At 69.8% G+C, this 18,630-nt stretch carries 12 protein-coding genes; 7 read left to right on the forward strand and 5 right to left on the reverse strand.

Annotated features, from left to right (window positions below):
• Positions 1 to 44: 44 nt before the first annotated feature.
• Positions 45 to 791 carry a 2OG-Fe dioxygenase family protein gene (locus tag JJQ90_RS03425; protein WP_216873034.1) on the forward strand — a complete coding sequence of 249 codons (747 nt, stop codon included), beginning with the start codon at positions 45 to 47 and terminating at the stop codon, positions 789 to 791.
• A 10-nt stretch (positions 792 to 801) separates the two neighbouring features.
• Here JJQ90_RS03425 and JJQ90_RS03430 read toward each other — a convergent pair whose 3' ends face one another.
• Positions 802 to 3,510: an HAD-IC family P-type ATPase gene (locus JJQ90_RS03430; RefSeq protein ID WP_329959358.1), complete on the reverse strand. Its 2,709-nt coding sequence runs from the start codon at positions 3,508 to 3,510 to the stop codon at positions 802 to 804.
• A 249-nt stretch (positions 3,511 to 3,759) separates the two neighbouring features.
• Between JJQ90_RS03430 and JJQ90_RS03435 the strand changes: the two genes are divergently transcribed.
• Together JJQ90_RS03435 and JJQ90_RS03440 are read left to right on the forward strand one after the other, a co-directional pair.
• Positions 3,760 to 4,887 (forward strand): efflux RND transporter periplasmic adaptor subunit, encoded by a 1,128-nt coding sequence (locus tag JJQ90_RS03435; protein WP_216873035.1) that lies wholly within the window; start codon positions 3,760 to 3,762, stop codon positions 4,885 to 4,887.
• A complete protein-coding gene (locus JJQ90_RS03440) occupies positions 4,884 to 8,009 on the forward strand; it encodes an efflux RND transporter permease subunit (RefSeq protein WP_216873036.1) in 3,126 nt (1,041 codons plus the stop codon). The genes JJQ90_RS03435 and JJQ90_RS03440 overlap by 4 nt, the downstream gene beginning before the upstream one ends.
• Here JJQ90_RS03440 and fabI read toward each other — a convergent pair whose 3' ends face one another.
• From fabI to JJQ90_RS03460, 4 genes are read right to left on the reverse strand one after another with little or no spacing between them, the layout of a single operon-like run.
• Positions 8,010 to 8,783, reverse strand: coding sequence for an enoyl-ACP reductase FabI (gene fabI / locus JJQ90_RS03445; protein ID WP_216873037.1), 774 nt, complete (start codon positions 8,781 to 8,783; stop codon positions 8,010 to 8,012).
• Between the two features lies 1 nt (position 8,784).
• A complete protein-coding gene (locus JJQ90_RS03450) occupies positions 8,785 to 9,948 on the reverse strand; it encodes an acetate/propionate family kinase (RefSeq protein WP_216873038.1) in 1,164 nt (387 codons plus the stop codon).
• A complete protein-coding gene (locus JJQ90_RS03455; RefSeq protein WP_230410322.1) occupies positions 9,945 to 11,351 on the reverse strand; it encodes a bifunctional enoyl-CoA hydratase/phosphate acetyltransferase in 1,407 nt (468 codons plus the stop codon). The genes JJQ90_RS03450 and JJQ90_RS03455 overlap by 4 nt, the downstream gene beginning before the upstream one ends.
• Positions 11,352 to 11,356: 5 nt before the next feature.
• A complete protein-coding gene (locus JJQ90_RS03460) occupies positions 11,357 to 13,135 on the reverse strand; it encodes a PHA/PHB synthase family protein (protein ID WP_216873040.1) in 1,779 nt (592 codons plus the stop codon).
• 211 nt (positions 13,136 to 13,346) lie between these two features.
• Here JJQ90_RS03460 and JJQ90_RS03465 point away from each other — a divergent pair, with 211 nt between their 5' ends.
• The 4 genes from JJQ90_RS03465 to JJQ90_RS03480 are packed head-to-tail and all read left to right on the forward strand — an operon-like array spanning position 13,347 to position 18,571.
• Positions 13,347 to 13,646 (forward strand): phasin family protein, encoded by a 300-nt coding sequence (locus JJQ90_RS03465; RefSeq protein ID WP_216873041.1) that lies wholly within the window; start codon positions 13,347 to 13,349, stop codon positions 13,644 to 13,646.
• Between the two features lie 19 nt (positions 13,647 to 13,665).
• Positions 13,666 to 14,739: an HlyD family secretion protein gene (locus tag JJQ90_RS03470; RefSeq protein WP_216873042.1), complete on the forward strand. Its 1,074-nt coding sequence runs from the start codon at positions 13,666 to 13,668 to the stop codon at positions 14,737 to 14,739.
• Complete coding sequence (rbbA, locus tag JJQ90_RS03475; RefSeq protein ID WP_216873043.1) at positions 14,703 to 17,462, forward strand: ribosome-associated ATPase/putative transporter RbbA; 2,760 nt, start codon at positions 14,703 to 14,705, stop codon at positions 17,460 to 17,462. The genes JJQ90_RS03470 and rbbA overlap by 37 nt, the downstream gene beginning before the upstream one ends.
• 2 nt (positions 17,463 to 17,464) lie before the next feature.
• Entirely contained in the window at positions 17,465 to 18,571 is a 1,107-nt protein-coding gene (locus JJQ90_RS03480) for an ABC transporter permease (protein ID WP_216873044.1), read from the forward strand.
• Positions 18,572 to 18,630: the final 59 nt, after the last annotated feature.

Genomic DNA, 18,630 nt, shown 5'->3' on the forward strand with positions numbered 1-18,630 from the left:
GCTCCGCTTCCGGCCGCGCGATGGCCGGCCGATGGAGATGGGACATGGACCAGCAGGCGGAGACGGGTAGCGCGGCCGAGGCAACACTGAAGCAGCACCTGCGCGAGCAAGGCTTCGCCTTCGCCGCCGCAGCCCAGACCGGCGCCCTGCTGGGCGAGGCCGGGCTGGCCGACTGGCAGGGCTTTGCCGCGAACTGGGGCGACATGCCGCAGGACAGCTACATGGCCGATGGCGGCCGCTACCGCCGCCGCCGCTTCGCCGCCTTCGCCGTCTCCGCAGCCGGCGACATCACACGCAAGCCGCACCAGCCGCATTACCAGAGCCGCGACTACAACGCCCTGAATGGCGGCATCGAACGCTGGTTCGAACCGGTGGCGGACGCCATCGCCGCGCATCCCGCCCTGCTGGCCACGCTGCGGGTCTGCCACGGCCTGTTCCACCCGCTGACGCCGGACGCGGTGCGCCCGGAAAGCTGGCATGTCGAGATGCACCAGTTCCGCATCGAGGCCCGCCCCAATGAGGCCGGGCAGCCGACACCGGAAGGCATGCACCAGGATGGCGTCGACTGGGTGCTGGTGATGCTCGTGCATCGGGAGAATGTCCTGCACGGGGAGACCAGCATCCACGACCTGCAGCGCCGGCAACTCGGCGGCTTCACCCTGACCCGGCCGATGGATTCGGCCCTGGTGGATGACAGCCGCTGCTTCCACGGTGTCACCCCGGTTCTGCCCGCCGACCCCAGCCGCCCCGCCTGGCGCGACGTGCTGGTGGTGACCTTCCGGCACATGTAGGCGCCGGAACCTACCCCCGCTGCGCCGTCAGGCGGCGGCGCAGCAGCTTCTCCGCCTCCAGCACCAGCATCAGCACCAGCCCCATCGCCAGGATCGGCAGCCCGTCCCAGAGCGGATGCAGCGCCGTGGTGCCGAACAGCGCCTGCATCGGCGGCAGGTAGGTGAAGGCGAGTTGCAGCAGCACCACGGTGCCCACGCCGATCAGCACCGGCCGCGTGCCCATCGCGCCGCGCCAGGTGAAGGAGGTGCTGCGCTCGAACCGCACGCTGAACAGATAGGCGATCTCCATCACCACGATGGTGTTCACCGCCGCCGTCCGTGACGCCTCCAGCGACAGGCCACGCCCCTGCGACAGGCCGAAGATGGCGAAGGTGCCCAGCGTGAACAGCACGGAAACCAGCACCACCCGCCAGACCAGCAGGCCGGACAGCAGCGGATCCTTGGGCGAGCGCGGCGGCCGGCGCATCAGATCCGCCTCCCCCACCTCGAAGGCCAGGACCAGGCCGAGCGTGCTGGCGGTGGCCATGTTGATCCACAGGATCTGCACCGGCGTCAGCGGCAGGGTCAGGCCGAGCAGGATGGCGGTGATGACCACCAGCGCCTCCCCGCCATTGGTCGGCAGGGTCCAGGCGATGACCTTCTGGATATTGTCGAAGACGGTGCGGCCTTCCCGCACCGCGGCGGCGATGGTGGCGAAGTTGTCGTCCGCCAGGACCATCTCCGCCGCCTCCTTCGCCGCTTCCGTGCCCTTCTGACCCATGGCGACGCCGACATCGGCGCGCTTCAGCGCCGGCGCGTCGTTCACGCCGTCCCCGGTCATGGCCACCACCGCGCCATCCGCCTGCAGGGCCTCCACCAACCGCAGCTTATGTTCCGGGCTGGTGCGGGCGAAGACGTCGCTCTCCTTCGCCCGCGCGCGCAGCGCCGCATCGTCCAGCGTGTCGAGATCGGCGCCGGTGATGACGGAACCGGCGCCGCGCAGCCCGACCTGGCGGGCGATGGCGCCGGCGGTGGCGGCATGGTCGCCGGTGATCATCTTCACGCGGATGCCGGCGGCCTGACATTCCGCGACGGCCGCCACCGCTTCCTCCCGCGGCGGATCGATCAGGCCGAGCAGGCCGAGCAGCGTCAGCCCGCCTTCGACATCCGCCTCCGCCAGCGCTGTCGTGCCCTGGGGCATGGCGCGTTCCGCCACGGCAATGACGCGCAGGCCGGACGCGGCCAGCGCCTCCGCCCGCCCTGCCCATTCGGCAGCGTCCAGCGGCGTATCGGCGTCCTCACCACGCTGCCGGTCGCACATCCCCAGCAGCCGTTCCGGCGCGCCCTTCACGCAGGCGAAGGCGCCCGCATGGTCGGCGTGCAGCGTCGCCATGAAGCGGTGGCGGGAATCGAAGGGAATCTCGTCCCGGCGCGGAAAGCGCAGCCGGGCGGCCTCGGCCGGCACGCCGGCGCGGGCGGCGAAGGCCAGCAGCGCGCCTTCCATCGGATCGCCGGCCACCACCCAGCCATCCTTCGCCTCCTCCCGCAGCGCCGCGTCGTTGCAGAGGGTGCTGGCGCGCGCCAGCCGGGCGAGCAGCGCCTGCGCGGCCTCCGCCGGCCGCTCGCCCTCCAGCGTCACCGCACCCTCGGGCGCATAGCCCTCGCCCGTCACCTCGAAGCGACCAAGGGCGGTGTCCACCGCCGCCACCATCATCTCGTTGCGGGTCAGCGTGCCGGTCTTGTCGGAGCAGATGACGGAGACGGAGCCCAGCGTCTCCACCGCCGGCAGCCGCCGAACGATGGCCCGCCGTGCCGCCATGCGCCGCACGCCGATGGCCAGGGTGATGGTCATCACCGCCGGCAGCCCTTCCGGAATTGCGGCGACGGCGACGCTGATGACGGCGAGGAAGGCATCCCCCATCGCATAGCCGCGCAGTTGCCAGGCGAAGGCGAACAGCAAAGCGGCGACGCCGAGGATCACGAAGGTCAGCCGGCGCGCGAAGATGTCCATCTGCCGCAGCAGCGGCGTGGCCAGGGTCTGCACCGCGCCGATCATGCCGCTGATCCGGCCGAGTTCCGTCGCCGGGCCGGTGGCCACCACCAGCCCCGTCGCCTGCCCGGCCGCGACCAGCGTGCCGGAGAAGGCGATGCTGGCGCGGTCGCCGAGCGGCGCTTCCTCCGCCACCGCCGCAACGGCCTTTTCCGCCGGCACGGACTCGCCCGTCAGCATCGCTTCCTCGATGCGCAGGCCGCGCGCGCGGATCAGGCGCAGATCGGCGGGCACGCGATCGCCCGCTTCCAGCAGCACGATGTCGCCCGGCACGAGATCACCCGCATCCACCGTGCGCCGCGCCCCGTCGCGGAGCGCGGAGGCATGCGGGGTCAGCATGTCCTGGATGGCGTTCAGCGCCTGTTCGGCGCGGCCTTCCTGCACGAAGCCGACCACCGCATTGACCAGCACCACGCCCAGGATCACGGCCGCATCGATGAAATGGCCGAGCAGCGCGACGATGACCGCGGAGGCCAGCATCACATGGATCAGCATGTTGCTGAATTGCCCGAGGAAGCGGCGCAGCGCGCTGCGCGGGGCGGCGGAAGGCAGGCGGTTCGGCCCGTGCTCGGCCAGGCGGCGTGCCGCCTCCCCGGCTGAAAGCCCGCTGGGGGAGGATTGCAGGCGCTCCGTCGCCGCCTCGGCGGAAAGCGCGTGCCAGGCGATGTCGGGCCGCGGCGGCGCCGTCACCAGCCGCGGCCCACGGCGCAGGAAGTCCGCCGGCTGGCGTATGGAGTTGTCATCATGATCTCAGTCCCCGATTCGAGAGCCCTGCCCTGGCGAAGCGAGCGAGCGATGGCGCAGCGTCGCGTGTAGATGGGCCGGGGCGCCATGATTCAGGTCAAGCTGGGTCCGGATGGCGGACACGCTCGCGTGACCCGACGCAACCGCCTTGGTGCCGAAACCTTGGGATAGGTGAGGTGCAATGGGGGACGGGGTATGGCGATGATGCAGCGGCGCGGCGGCGTGTTGGCAGGCACGGCGGCGCTGATCGGCCTCGTCTTCACCCTGGCCGCCACCGCGCAGCCCACCCCGCCACCCCCGGCGGTGATGGTGGCGGAGGTGACGGCGGAACCGGTCAGCCGCCCGGCCGAGTTCATCGGCCGGATGGAGGCGATCCGTAGCCTCGACATCCGCAGCCGCGTGCAGGGTTTTGTGACCGAGGTGCCCTTCGAGGAAGGCTCCGCCGTGCGGCGCGGCGACACGCTGTTCGTGCTGGACCCGGCACAGCATGAGGCCGAACTGGCCTCGGTCGAGGCGCAGCTGTCCCGCGCCCAGGCCACGGCGGAGGAAGCCCAGCGCAGCCTTGGGCGCAGTGCCGAATTGCGCCGCACCAACACCGTGCCGCAGGCGCGGGTGGATGAGGCCCAGGCCGTCTATGATGCCGCGCGGGCGGATGTGCTGGCGGCCGAAGCCGCGGTACGGCTGGCGCGCCTGACGCTGTCCTATACGCGCATCGAGGCCGCGATCGATGGCCGCATCGGCCGCGCCAACTTCACCACAGGCGCGCTTGTGGGGCCGGATAGCGGCGCGCTGGCGCGGGTGGTGCAGTTGCAGCCCCTGCGCGTGGTCTTCTCCGTCACCGAGGGCATGATCGTCGATTTCCGCGAGGCGCAGCGGCGCGAGGGCGCCATCGCCCCCGACCTGGCGCTGCAACTGCGCCTGCCCAATGGCAGCCTGTATGACCTGCCCGGGCGCTTTGATTTCCTGGACAGCGAGGTGGCGAGCAACACCGGCACCGTCGCCGTGCGCGCCATCTTCGACAATCCGGACGAAATCCTGCTGCCCGGCCAGTTCGTCACCGTAATCGTCGCCGCGCGCGCGACGGAACGGCGGCCGCTCGTGCCCTTTTCCGCCGTGCAACGGGACCGGGAAGGCCCCTTCGTCTTTATCCTGGGTGAGAACGACACGGTGGCGCGGCGGCGTATCGAAACCGGTGCGCGGCTGCCGCGGGGCTGGTCCGTCTCGGGCGGGCTGGAGGCGGGGGAGACGGTGGTGGTGCAGGGCACGCAGCGCCTGCGCGACGGGCTGACGGTTCGTCCCTCGCGCCAGGGTGAAGGCTCGTGATTTCCAGCCTCTTCATCTCCCGCCCCCGGCTGGCGGCGGCGATTTCCATCGTCATCCTGCTGGCCGGCGCCATCGCCTATCTGTTCCTGCCGGTGCAGCAATATCCGCGGATCGCGCCACCTTCGGTGAGCATCTCGGCGAACTATCCCGGCGCCAATGCGCAGGTCATCGCCGATACCGTCGGCGCGCCGCTGGAATCCGCGGTGAATGGGGTGGAGGGCATGATCTACATGTCCTCCAACAGCTCCAATGCCGGGCAATACACGCTGACGGTGACCTTCGAGGTCGGCACGGATGCCGATATCGCGCAGGTGAATGTGCAGAACCGCGTGCAGCTGGCCTCCTCCTCCCTGCCCTCGCAGGTGGTGCAGCAGGGCGTCACGGTGCGCGCGCAGTCGCCCGACTTCCTGCTCGCCATCGCCTTCCACACGGCGGAGGGCAGCGCATTGAACCCGCTGGAGGTCAGCAACCACGCCAGCACCCTGGTCGCCGATGCGATGTCGCGGATCGAGGGTGTGGGCGAGGCACGCTCCCTCGGCACCGCCGACTATGCCATGCGCATCTGGCTGGACCCGCATCGCATGGCGGTGCTGGGGCTGACTCCGGATGATGTGGCGGCGGCGATCGCGCGACAGAACGTGCAGGCCTCGCTCGGCCAGGCCGGCGGTGCGCCCGCCCCGGCCGGGCAGCAGGACCAGTACACCATCCTGGCGGAAGGCCGCCTGCCGGATGCCGCGGCCTTTGGCGAGATCATCATCCGCGCCGGCGCCGATGGCGCCATCCTGCGCATCCGCGATATCGCCCGCACGGAGCTGGGCGCGCAGAGCTACATGGCCGGCGCCAGCTTCCGCGGCCAACCGGCCACGATGATGACCATCTCCCAATCCCCCGGCGCCAATGCGCTGGACACCGCCGATGCGGTGCGGGCGGAGCTGGAACGGCTGGCGCGCGATTTCCCGCAGGGGATGGAATATGCGGTGATCTACGACGCCACCGCCTTCGTCCGCGCCACGGTGCGGGAGATTCTGGTGACGCTGGCGATGACCTTCGTCATCGTCGTGCTGGTGACCTACGTCTTCCTGCGAAGCTGGCGCGCCACGCTGATCCCGGCGCTGACCATTCCGGTTTCGCTCATCGGCACGCTGGCCGTGCTGCTGGCCGCCGGTTTCTCCGCCAATACGGTCAGCCTGCTCGCGCTGATCCTGGCCATCGGCCTGGTGGTCGATGACGCGATCCTGGTGGTGGAGAATGTCGAGCGCATCCTGGAGGAGACGCCGGAGATCACCGCCGCCGAGGCCGCGCACCGCGCCATGGCGCAGGTCTCGACGCCGATCATCACCACCACGCTGGTGCTGCTGGCGGTCTTCGTGCCCACCGCCTTCCTGCCCGGCATCAACGGCCAGCTCTACCGGCAATTCGCCATCACCATCTCCTCCGCCCTCGTGCTGTCCTCCGTCGTGGCGCTGACGCTGGCGCCGGCGCTGGCGGCCAGCCTGCTGCATCGCAGCCCGCCGGGGCGCGGGCCGCTGGCCGCCTTTGCGCGTGGGCTGGACTGGCTGCGCGACCGCTATGTCGTCGCCGTCGGCTGGCTGGTGGCGCGCGGCGTGGTGGCGCTGGGCGCGGTGCTGCTCAGCATGGCCGGCGCGGTCTATCTGTTCATGGCCCTGCCCTCGACCCTGGTGCCGAATGAGGACCAGGGCGCGGTCTTCGTGGATATCCAGCTTCCCGATGCGGCCTCCCTGGAACGGACGCAAGCGGTGGTGGCGCAGGTGCGGGATATCATGGCGGAGACGCCGGGCGTGCGCGACGTGGTGATGGTCGCCGGCTTCAGCATGTTGCAGGGATCGCCGCGACCGAATGGCGGATTCGGCCTGGCCGCGCTGCATCCCTGGAACGAGCGTGACGCGGAGGCGGAAGGGCTCGGACGGATTCTCGGCACGCTGCAACAGCGTTTCGCGGCGATCCCGGAAGCCCAGGTCATCGCCTTCCCGCCGCCCGCCTTGCCGGGTGCCGGATCGGTGGGTGGCCTTGATTTCCGCCTGCAGGCGCAGCGTGGCCAATCGCCGCAGGAGCTGGCGGAGGTCACCCGCGCCTTGGTCGCCGCCGCCAACGGCCATCAGGCGGTGGGCAGCGCCTCCTCCAGCTTCTCGGCAGAGGTGCCGCAGATTCGGCTGAACCTCGACCGCACGCGGGCGGAGGCCTTTGGGGTTGGCGTCGGCGATGTGTTCTCCACCATCGGCACCTTCTTCGGGTCTCGCTACGTCAACGACTTCACCTATGCCAACCGCGTCTACCAGGTGGTGATGCAGGCCGATGCGCCGCATCGCGCCACGCCGGATGCGGTGCTGGAGGTGCATCTGCGCAATGCGGAGGGCGGCATGGTGCCGGTGCGCGCCCTGGCGGGTATCGAGACCGAGCTCGGCCCCTATGCGCTGTCCCGCTACAACCTGGCGCTTGCCGCGCAGATCAATGCGCAGGCGGCGGAGGGCGCCAGCACCGGCGCGGCGATCGAGGCCTTGCAGGAGGCGGCGGCGGAGGTGCTACCGGAAGGCTACAGCTACGAATGGTCCGGCACCGCCTTCCAGCAGTTGCGGGCCGGCGCGCAACTGCCGGTGATCCTCGCAGTGGCGCTGGCCTTCGCCTATCTGTTCCTGCTGGCGCAATATGAAAGCTGGACGCTGCCACTGCCGATTCTGCTGTCCCTCGCCGTGGCGGGTCTGGGCGCCACTGCGACGCTGACGCTGGTGGGGCTGGAGAACAGCCTTTATGCGCAGATCGGGCTGGTGCTGCTGATCGCCCTGGCCAGCAAGAACGCCATCCTGATCGTCGAATTCGCAAGGCTGCAACGCGATGCGGGGAAAAGCGTGGCAGAGGCGGCTTCCATCGCCGCCGCGCAGCGCTTCCGCGCGGTGCTGATGACGGCGATTTCCTTCATCATCGGCGTGCTGCCGCTGGCCCTGTCCTCCGGCGCCGGGGCCGGTGCGCGCAGCGCCATCGGCTTCACCGTGCTGGGCGGCATGGTGGCGGCGACCAGCCTGGGGCTGCTGGTGATTCCGGCGCTCTATGCCGTGGTGCAGCGGCTGGCGGAGGGCGCGGCGGCGCGCTTCGGCGGCAAGGCGTGATCACGCCACGGTATGCGCGCCATTGTCGGCATGCACCACCGAACCGCTCATCGGCGCGGCCGCCTCGCTGGCCAGGAAGGCGGCGATGCGGCCAATCTCCTCGATGCTGACCAGATGGCCCGTGGGCGTGCGCGCCCGCACGCGGTCCAGCAATTCGTCGAAGCGGTCGATGCCCGAGGCCGCGCGGGTAAGGATGGCGCCCGCCGAAATCGCAAAGGCGCGGATGCGGCGCGGCGCGAGGTCGGCGGCCATGTAGCGCACGCTGGATTCCAGCGCGGCCTTCACCGGTCCCATCAGATTGTAATTCTCCACCACCCGATCCGCGCCGTAGAAGCTGACGGTCATCATGCTGCCGCCTTGCGTCATCAGCGGCGCCGCCAGCCGCGCCATGCGGAGGAAGGAGTGGCAGGAGACGTCCATCGCCATGGCGAATCCCTCCGCCGAACAGTCGACGACGCTGGCATGCAGATCCTCGCGCGGGGCGAAGGCGATGGAGTGCAGCAGGAAATCCAGCCGGCCCCAGTCCCGCGCGATGTGTTCGAACACTGCTTCGAGCTGGCCGGGGATGCGCACGTCGCAGGGTAGCAGCAGCGCCGCGCCCAACTCCTCCGCCACCGGGCGCACGAAGGGCGCCGCCTTCTCGTTCAGATAGGTCACGGCCAGTTCGGCCCCGGCCTGGCGAAAGGCGGTGGCGCAGCCAGCGGCGATGCTCTGGCCATTGGCGATGCCCACCACCAACCCGCGCTTGCCGGCGAGATCGACGATCGGGGTCATGTCAGGCTCCTTCCTCGCGCAGCAGTGACAGCGCTTCATCCGCCACCACCTGCTCCTCATCGGTCTGCAGCACCAGCACGGCGATGCGGCTGCCGGCGGCGCTGATGGTTTCGGCATTCGCGGCATTTGCCGCGTCGTCCAGTACCACGCCCAGCCAGGCGAGGCGGGCGCAAACGGCGGCACGGATCGCGGGCTGGTGCTCACCGATGCCGGCGGTGAAGACCAGCGCATCCAGCCCGCCCAGCGTCGTCGCCAGCCGTGCCACCTCGCCCGAGATGCGGAAGGTGAAGACATCCAGCGCCTGGCGCGCCTCCGGTCGGTCACTGGCCAGCAGGTCGCGGCTGTCGGCGCTGAGGCCGGACATGCCGAGCAGCCCGCTGTGACGGTTCAGCATCTCCTCCACCGCCGCCAGGGTCTGGCCGCCGGGGCCCAGCAGATGCAGCAGCACGCCGGGGTCGAGCGCGCCGGGGCGCGTCGCCATCGGGATTCCATCTAGCGTGGAAAAGCCCATGGAACTGTCGCGGCTGACCCCGGCCTCCAGCGCGCAGAGGCTGGCACCGCTGCCGAGATGCGCCACCACCACGCGACCCGCCGCCAGCGCCGGTGCGCGGCGCGCCAGCGTCGCGGCGATGGATGCGTATGACAGGCCGTGGAAGCCGTAGCGCCTGATGCCTTCCGCATGCAGCGCGCGCGGAATGGCGAAGCGGCAGACCTCATCCGCCTGCTGGCGATGAAAGGCCGTGTCGAAGGAGGCGGTCTGCATCAGCGCCGGCCGCCAGGCACGCAGCGCGTGGATCAGCCGCAGGCTGGCCGGCTGATGCAGCGGCGCGCGCGGTACCAGCGCCTCGATCGCCGCGAGGCTGTCGGGATCGATCCGGGCGGGGCCGGCAAAATCCTCCCCGCCATGCACCACGCGGTGCCCGGCGACGGCCAGGCGCGACAGGTCGAAGCGTATATCGATCGCCGCAAGCATATCGGCCAGCATGGTCTCCGGCGTGCCGTTCAGCGCGATCCGCTGATCGTCGAACTGCAGCACCAGCGGCGCATGCCGCAGATCCAGCACGCCGCCTGCCAGCCGACCGGCCCGCCTTGCCCGAATGGCGAAAAGGCCGAGCTTCACGGTGGAGGAGCCGGCGTTGAAGGTCAGCAGCAGCGGCTGGCTCATGGCGCGAGAACCCCACCCTGCGGCACCGGCCCGGCCAGCAGCTTGGCCAGGGCGGCGGAGGCGATGCGCGTGGTCAGCGAATCCGCGCGGCTGGTCAGGATGATCGGCACCCGCGCGCCGAGCACCAGCCCCGCGGCGGTGGCGCCGGCGAAGTACAGAAGCTGCTTGGCCAGCATGTTGCCCGCTTCCAGATCCGGCACCAGCAGGATATCCGCCTGGCCCGCGACCGGGGAGGTGATGCCCTTGATGCGCGCCGCATCGGGGCTCACCGCATTGTCGAAGGCCAGCGGCCCATCGACCAGCCCGCCGGTGATCTGCCCGCGCGCCGCCATCACCGTCAGCGCCGCCGCGTCCAGCGTGGACGGCATGCGGGGATTCACCGTCTCCACCGCCGCCAGCACCGCGACCAGCGGCTGTTCCAGGCCGAGCCGGCGCAGCATGTCGATGGCGTTCTGGCAGATGTCGCGCTTCTGCTCGAGCGTCGGCAGGATGTTGATGGCCGCATCGGTGATGACCAGCGGCTTGGCATAGGCCGGCACGTCCATCGCATAGACATGGCTGATGCGGCGTTCGGTGCGCAGGCCCGACTCCCGCGCCAGCACGGCGCCGAGCAGCTCATCCGTGTGCAGGCTGCCCTTCATCAGCATGGCGACGCGACCGGAGGCCGCAAGCTCCACACCCCGCGCGGCCGCCGCGTGACTGTGCGGCACAGGATCGATGGTGATGCCATCCAGCGAGACCCGCGCCGCTTCCGCCGCCGCGCGGATCTTCGCCTCCGGCCCGATCAGCAGGGGCTCCAGCAGCCCTTCGTTGCGCAACTCCACCGCCGCCAGGATGGCCGCGGTGGAACAGGGATGCACGATTCCGGCGGCGAGCATCTGCCCGCCGCGCGCGCGTTCGATGAAGGCGTCGTAGCGGTCATGCCGCCGGATCGAGATCTCCGGCAGTTCCGTGCGTGGCCAGGCGATGGCATTGGCTGGCGCGATCACCGTCGCCACGCCTTCCAGCACATTCTCCCCCTTCTGGTTGGTGCAGACGGTGTCGAGCAGCACGATGCGCTTGGCATCCCGCTTTTCCCGCACCGTGACGGTCGCGGTCACCACGTCGCCGGGCGAGACGGGCTTCAGGAAGCGCAGCTCCTGGCCCAGGTAGATGGTGCCCGGCCCGGGCAGCCGCGTGCCGAGCACGGCGGAGACCAGCGCGCCGGTCCACATGCCATGGGCGACGATGTGGCCGAACAGGCCGGTGGCGGCGAAGGTGGCGTCGAGATGCGCCGGATTCACATCGCCGGAGACGCGGGCAAACAGCTCGATATCGTCGCGACCGACGATGCGGACCAGCGAGGCGCTTTCGCCTGGCTGCATCTCGTCGAAGGTGCGGTTTCTGAGAAGCGGTTGGGTCATCATCCTCACCTTTGCAGCACATAGGTGCCGGGCGCGTCGTCCCGTGGCGGGTAGCCGGCCTCCGGTGCCCCCATGGGCGGTGGCGGCACGGCGTCCCCCGGCGTCTGCGTCTCCAGCCAATCGGTCCAGGCGGGCCACCAGGATCCCTCCTGCGGCGCGTGCAGCTCCATCCATTCCTCCGCATCCTGCCAGGCATCGCCAGCCTGGCGCGTCGCGATGCGGAAATGCCGGTGGGGGTGCCCTGGCTCGCTGACGATGCCGGCATTGTGGCCGCCACTGGTCAGCACGAAGGTCACCTGATCGGCATCCGCCAAGGCGTGGATCTTGTAGACGGAATGCCAGGGCGCGACATGGTCGCGTTCGGTGCCCACCGCGAAGATCGGCACGCGGATGTTCTGCGGCGCCGCCGGCCGTCCATCCACCATCAGCCGCCCCGCCGCGAATTCATTGTCGAGGTAGAGGTGGCGCAGATATTCGGCATGCATGCGATAGGGCATGCGCGTCGTATCCGCGTTCCAGGCCATCAGGTCGATCATCGGCGCGCGTTCGCCCATCAGATAGTCATGCACCATGCGCGACCAGATCAGGTCGTTGGACCGCAGCAGCTGGAAGGCGCCGGCCATCTGGTCCGCGGCCAGGTAGCCGCGGTCCCACATCATGCTGTCCAGCAGATGCATCTGGCTGTGGTCGATGAACAGCGCCAGCTCCCCCGGCTCGCTGAAATCGGTCTGCGCCGCGAGCAAGGTGAGCGAGGCCAGCCTGTGATCCCCGGCGCGCGCCATGGCGGCCGCGGCGATGGCCATCAGCGTGCCGCCCAGGCAGTAGCCGGTGGCGTGGATGCGCTGCTCCGGCAGGATCGCGCCCACCGCATCCAGCGCCGCCATCACGCCGAGCCGGCGGTAATCGTCCAGCCCCAGGTCGCGATCCGTCGCGGTGGGATTGTGCCAGGAGATGCAGAACACCGTGTGCCCGCGCCCCACCAGATAGGCGATCAGCGAGTTCTGCGCAGAGAGGTCCAGGATGTAGTACTTCATGATCCAGGCCGGCACGATCAGGATCGGCTCCGCCTTCACCTGCTCCGTCGCCGGCGCGTATTGGATCAGCTCCATCAGATGGTTGCGGTGGACGACGCGCCCCGGCGTGCGTGCCACGTCGCGGCCCACGACGAAATTCTCGGCGCCCAGCGGTGGCTGGCCGGCCATCGTCCGGCCCGCATCCTCCATCCAGTTCCGCATCCCTTGCATCAGGTTCATGCCGCCGGTCTGCATGGTGGCCTGCAGCACCTCGGGATTGGTGAAGGGCAGGTTGGCGGGGGAGAACATGTCGAGGATCTGCCGCGTCAGGAAGGACACCACCTCCTCATGATGCGGCGTCACCCCGGGCACATCATGGGTGACGTTGTGCCACCATTGCTGATTGAGCAGGAAGGCCTGCTGCCAGAGGCGGAAGGGCCATTGCTGCCAGCCGGGATGCTGGAAGCGCGTATCGCCCGGCAGCGGGGCGATGCACAGCGGGGCTTCCGGATGAAGGGCGCCCGCCGTCATCTCCCCGGCCAGCCGCGCGGATTTGCGCAGCGCCTTGTGCAACAACTCCGCCTGCTTGCCGGGGGCGCGCGCCAGATGGACGGACCAGTCGAACAGCGCCAATGCCAGCGCGGCGCGCGAAATGCCGGAGGAGGACTTCGCGCTCAGCGCCTCCGCCATGCGGTCCATGGCGCGAAAACCCTCGGTGCCGATCGGGTCCTCGCGCCGCGCCGTGCAGGCCTCGGTGACAGCCTTCGTCATGTCATGGATCCTTCACTGTCCTGCCTCGGAAACAACGATCGCGATTTCGTGAGATCGCAGCGCAGGACTGGCACCACGACAAATCGCGGCGGCCTTTGGCGTGGCTGCGAAGTAGCCGCGGCGGTGGTCGCGAGTCCTTGACGCAGATCAATGCCCCGCGGGGCGTCGGCGTCTAGGCAGGTGCTTCCACCGCAAGAGGCAGGGATCGATCATGTCCAACCACAAGGCCGCCGCCGCGCCGCAGACCAGCACCATGCCGGCGAATCCGTTCCTCGCCGCCGGCGATTGGACCAAGCCGCTGATGGACGTGCCCGCCAAGTTGCAGGAGGAGGCGATGAGCTTCGCCGCGCAGCGGCTGCGCGCCCAGGCGGAGTTCCTGGAAGGCCTGGCCGCCTGCCGCAGCCCGGCCGATCTGATGGAGCGCCAGGGCCAGTTCCTGCGCTCGGCGATGGAGGCCTATTCGGCGGAAGCTGGCAGGTCGTGGAAGCTGATGCAGGGTCCAGGCGCCTGATTAAAGACGGATACGCGGCATGATGGCCACCGCCCGGCGCTACCTTCCCCTGGTGGCGCTGCTTGTGATCGCGGCCGTCGCCGCATTCTATGGCTGGCGTGCCTGGCAGCCCGCCGGCCTGCCCAGCGGCATCGCCAGCGGCAATGGCCGTATCGAGGCGGTGGAGATCGACGTCGCCACCAAGCTCGCCGGCCGGTTGCAGGAGGTGGCGGTGCGTGAGGGCGACTTCGTGACCGCCGGCCAGGTGATCGCGCGCATGAATACCGACCAGCTTCAGGCGCAGCGGCGGGAAGCCGAGGCGCAGCTGCGACGCGCGCGCATCGCCATCCGCACCGCCGGCAGCGTGGTCACCCAGCGCCAGGCGGAACGCATGGCGGCGGAAGCCGTGCTGGCGCAGCGCGAGGCGGAGCGGGAGGCGGCGGAACGCCGCGTCGCCCGCACCGAACAGCTCGCCCGCGGCAACAACGCGCCGCTGCAATTGCTGGATGACGACCGTGCCCGCGTGCAGGGCGCCATCGCCGCCACCGGTGCCGCGCGCGCCCAGCTCGCCGCCGCCGAGGCCGGCATCGGTGCCGCGGAATCGCAGGTGGTGGATGCGGAAGCGGCGGTGGAGGCCGCGCAGGCCACGCTGCAACGGATCGATGTGGAAATCGCCGACAGCACGCTGCGCGCGCCGCGTGACGGCCGCGTGCAATACCTGGTCTCCCAGCCCGGCGAGGTGCTGGCCGCCGGCGGGCGCGTGCTGAACCTGATCGACGTCACCGACGTCTTCATGACCTTCTTCCTGCCCACCGAACAGGCCGGCCGCGCTGCCTATGGCGCGGAGGGGCGCATCATCCTGGATGCGGCACCAAGGCTGGTGATTCCCGCCGAGGTCTCCTTCGTCTCCGACACTGCGCAGTTCACGCCCCGCACGGTGGAGACGGCGCTGGAACGCCAGAAGCTGATGTTCCGCATCCGCCTGCGAATCCCGCCCGCCTTGCTGCGCCAGCACATGGAACAGGTGAAGACCGGCCTGCCCGGCATCGCTTATGTCCGCCTCGACCCCGCCACGGAATGGCCAGCCGCCCTGCGGGCGACGATCGCGCCGTGACGGCACCGCCGGTGGCGCGGCTGGAACAGGTCGCGCTGTCCCATGGCGCCAACAAGGCGCTGGATGGGGTGACGCTGGACCTGCCCGCGGGCTGCGTGGTCGGGCTGATCGGGCCGGATGGCGTCGGCAAGTCCAGCCTGCTGGCGCTGATCGCCGGCGCCCAGGCGATCCAGCAGGGGCGGGTGGAGGTGCTGGGCGGCGACATGGCCCAGGCGGCGCATCGCCGGCGCAGCGGGCCGCGCATCGCCTATATGCCGCAGGGGCTGGGCAAGAACCTCTACCCCACGCTCTCCGTCTTCGAGAATGTCGATTTCTTCGGCCGCCTGTTCGGCCATGGCAAGGCCGAACGCGCCCGCCGCATCGCCGGGCTGCTGCGCAGCACCGGCCTGGCCCGCTTCGCCGACCGCCCGGCCGGCAAGCTCTCCGGCGGCATGAAGCAGAAGCTCGGCCTGTGCTGCGCGCTGATCCACGACCCGGAGCTGCTGATCCTGGACGAGCCGACCACCGGCGTGGACCCGCTTTCGCGCCGCCAGTTCTGGGAGCTGATCGCGGCCATCCGCGCCGGCCAGCCCAGCCTCAGCGTGCTGGTCGCCACTGCCTATATGGAGGAGGCGGCGCGCTTCGACTGGCTGGTGGCGATGGAGGCCGGGCGCGTGCTGGCCACCGGCACGCCGGGCGACCTGCTGGCGCAGACCGGCGCTGCGGATCTGGACGCCGCCTTCATCGCCCTGCTGCCGGAGGCGCGCCGCGCCGGCCACCAGGCTGTCGCGATCCCGCCCCGCCCGGCGGCGGCGCAGGCGGAGATCGCGATCGAGGCCGACCACCTGACCATGCGCTTCGGTGATTTCACCGCCGTCGACGATGTCAGCTTCCGCATCCCGCGCGGCGAGATCTTCGGCTTCCTCGGCTCCAATGGCTGCGGCAAGACCACGACGATGAAGATGCTGACCGGCCTGCTGCCGGCCAGCGCCGGCACGGCAAAACTGTTCGGCCAGCCCGTCGCGGCGCAGGACGTCGCCGCGCGGCGGCATGTCGGCTACATGTCGCAGGCCTTCTCGCTCTATACCGAGCTGACGGTGCGCCAGAACCTCGACCTGCATGCCCGCCTGTTCAACCTGCCGCCCGAGACCATCCCCGACCGCATCGCCGAGATGTGCCGCCGCTTCGGGCTGGAGGAGGTGATGGAGGCGCTGCCCGAGTCCCTGCCGCTCGGCATGCGGCAGCGCCTGTCGCTGGCCGTGGCGATGATCCATGCGCCGCGCCTGCTGATCCTGGACGAGCCCACCTCCGGCGTCGATCCGGTGGCGCGCGATGCCTTCTGGCGCATCCTGGCGGAGCTGTCGCGGCAGGATCAGGTGACGATCTTCGTCTCCACCCATTTCATGAACGAGGCGGCGCTCTGCGACCGCATCTCCCTGATGCATGCCGGCCGCGTGCTGGTCAGCGACACGCCGCAGGCGATCCGCGAAGCACGTGGCGCGGCGACGCTGGAGGAGGCCTTCATCGATCATTTGCAGGAGGCGATGGGGGCGGAGGCCACGGCGCCCGAAGCGCCGCCGACACCTGACACCACGGCACCGGCCCCAGCCCCGCGCGGCTTCGATCCGCGCCGCCTGGGCGCCTATGCGTGGCGGGAGGCGCTGGAGTTGCAACGCGACCCGATCCGCACGGCCCTGGCGCTGATCGGCAGCCTGATCCTGATGTTCGTCATCGGCTACGGCATCAACCTGGATGTCGAGAACCTGACCTTCGCCGTGCTGGACCGCGATGGCAGCGCCGCCAGCCGCGACTACCGGGGGCAGATCGGCGGTTCCCGCTACTTCATCGAGCAGTCGCCCATCCTCGACTATGCCGATCTCGACCGGCGCATGCGGCGCGGGGAGATCAGCCTGGCCATCGAAATTCCCGCCGGCTTCGGGCGCGACCTGGCGCGCGGCCGGCCGGTGGAAATCGGCGCCTGGATCGACGGCGCCATGCCGACGCGGGCGGAGACGGTGCGCGGCTATGTGCAGGGCATGCATGCCGCCTGGCTGACCCAGCGCGCGCGGGAAGGCCACGCCGCCGCCGCCGCGCTGGGCAGCTTCACGCTGGAAATCCGCTACCGCTATAATCCGGATGTGCAGTCCCTGGTGGCCATCGTGCCGGCGGTGATTCCGCTGCTGCTGATGATGATCCCGGCCATGCTGGCGGCGCTGAGCGTGGTGCGGGAGAAGGAGCTAGGCTCGATCCTCAACTTCTATGTCACCCCGGTGACGCGGCTGGAATTCCTGCTCGGCAAGCAGGCGCCCTATGTGGCGCTGGCGATGATGAACTTCCTGATGCTGGCGGGCTTCGCCATCTTCGGCTTCGGCGTGAACTTCACCGGCAGCTTCCTGGCGCTGGCCACCGCCGCGCTGATGTATGTGATCGCGGCGACCGCGATGGGATTGGTGATTTCCGCCTTCATCTCCAGCCAGATCGCGGCGATCTTCGGCACGGCGCTGATCACGCTGATCCCCGCCGTGCAGTTCTCCGGCATGACCGATCCGGTGTCCTCGCTGGAAGGTGTCGGCGCCTTCATCGGGCAGATCTATCCGACCAGCCATTTCATGACGATCGCGCGCGGCACCTTTTCCAAGGCGCTGAGTTTCGGCGATCTTGGCGGGTCCTTCCTGCCGCTGGCGCTGGCCGGGCCGGTGCTGATCGGCCTGGCCGTGCTGCTGCTGCGCAAGCAGGCGCGCTGACCATGCGCAATATCCTGCAACTCGGCATCAAGGAGTTGCGTGGCCTGGCGCGGGATGTCGTGCTGCTGCTGCTGATTTTCTACTCCTTCACTCTGTCCATCCACACCGCCTCCACCGCCATGCCGGAAGCGCTGAACAAGGCCGCCATCGCGGTGGTGGATGAGGACCGTTCGCAGCTTTCCGCGCGGCTGTCCGGTGCCTTCTACCCACCCCACTTCACCCTGCCGCCGCTGATCACGGCGCAGCAGATGGATCGGCGGATGGATGCGGGGCAGGACACTTTCGCGCTCGACATCCCGCCGAATTTCCAGCGCGAGTTGTTGGCCGGGCGGGTGCCGTCGCTGCAACTCAACGTCGACGCCACGCGGATGACGCAGGCCTTCACCGGCGGCGGCTATGTGCAGTCCATCGTCAGCGAGGAGATCGCCGGCTTCCTCAACCGGCAGGATGGGGCGAGCGTCACCACCGTGGGGCTGGCGCTGCGCGCGCGCTACAATCCGGAACTGAGCAAGGCCTGGTTCGGCGCGATCAATGAGGTGATTTCCTCCATCACCATGCTCTCCATCATCCTGACCGGCGCGGCGCTGATCCGGGAGAGGGAGCACGGGACGATCGAGCATCTGCTGACCATGCCGGTGACACCCTTCGAGATCATGGCGAGCAAGATCTGGTCGATGGGGCTGGTGGTGCTGCTGGCGGCCACCTTCTCGCTGGTGGTGGTGGTGCAGGGGCTGCTGGAGGTGCCCTTGCAGGGGTCGCTGGCGCTGTTCCTGCTGGGCACCGCCTTGCAGCTTTTCGCCACCACCTGCCTCGGCATCTACCTGGCCACCCTGGCCGGGACGATGCCGCAATTCGGGCTGCTGTTGATCCTGGTGCTGCTGCCGATGCAGGTGCTGTCGGGCGGGATGACGCCGCGGGAGAGCATGCCGGAGGTCATCCAGACCATCATGCTGCTCGCGCCCAACACGCATTTCGTCATGCTGGCGCAGTCCGTGCTGTTTCGGGGCGCCGGGTTGGATGTGGTCTGGCCGCAGTTGCTGGCGCTGGTGGGGATTGGTGGCGCGCTGTTCGTGTTGGCGCTGCGGCGGTTTCGGCAGTTCTTGCGGTAGCGTGTGGGAAGGGGGCGTTGATTCTGCGCGCCCCCCTCACCCTGCCCTCTCCCCCCTTT

Origin of the sequence: Falsiroseomonas oleicola (assembly GCF_019029495.1) — a bacterium.
Taxonomy (GTDB): domain Bacteria; phylum Pseudomonadota; class Alphaproteobacteria; order Acetobacterales; family Acetobacteraceae; genus Falsiroseomonas; species Falsiroseomonas oleicola.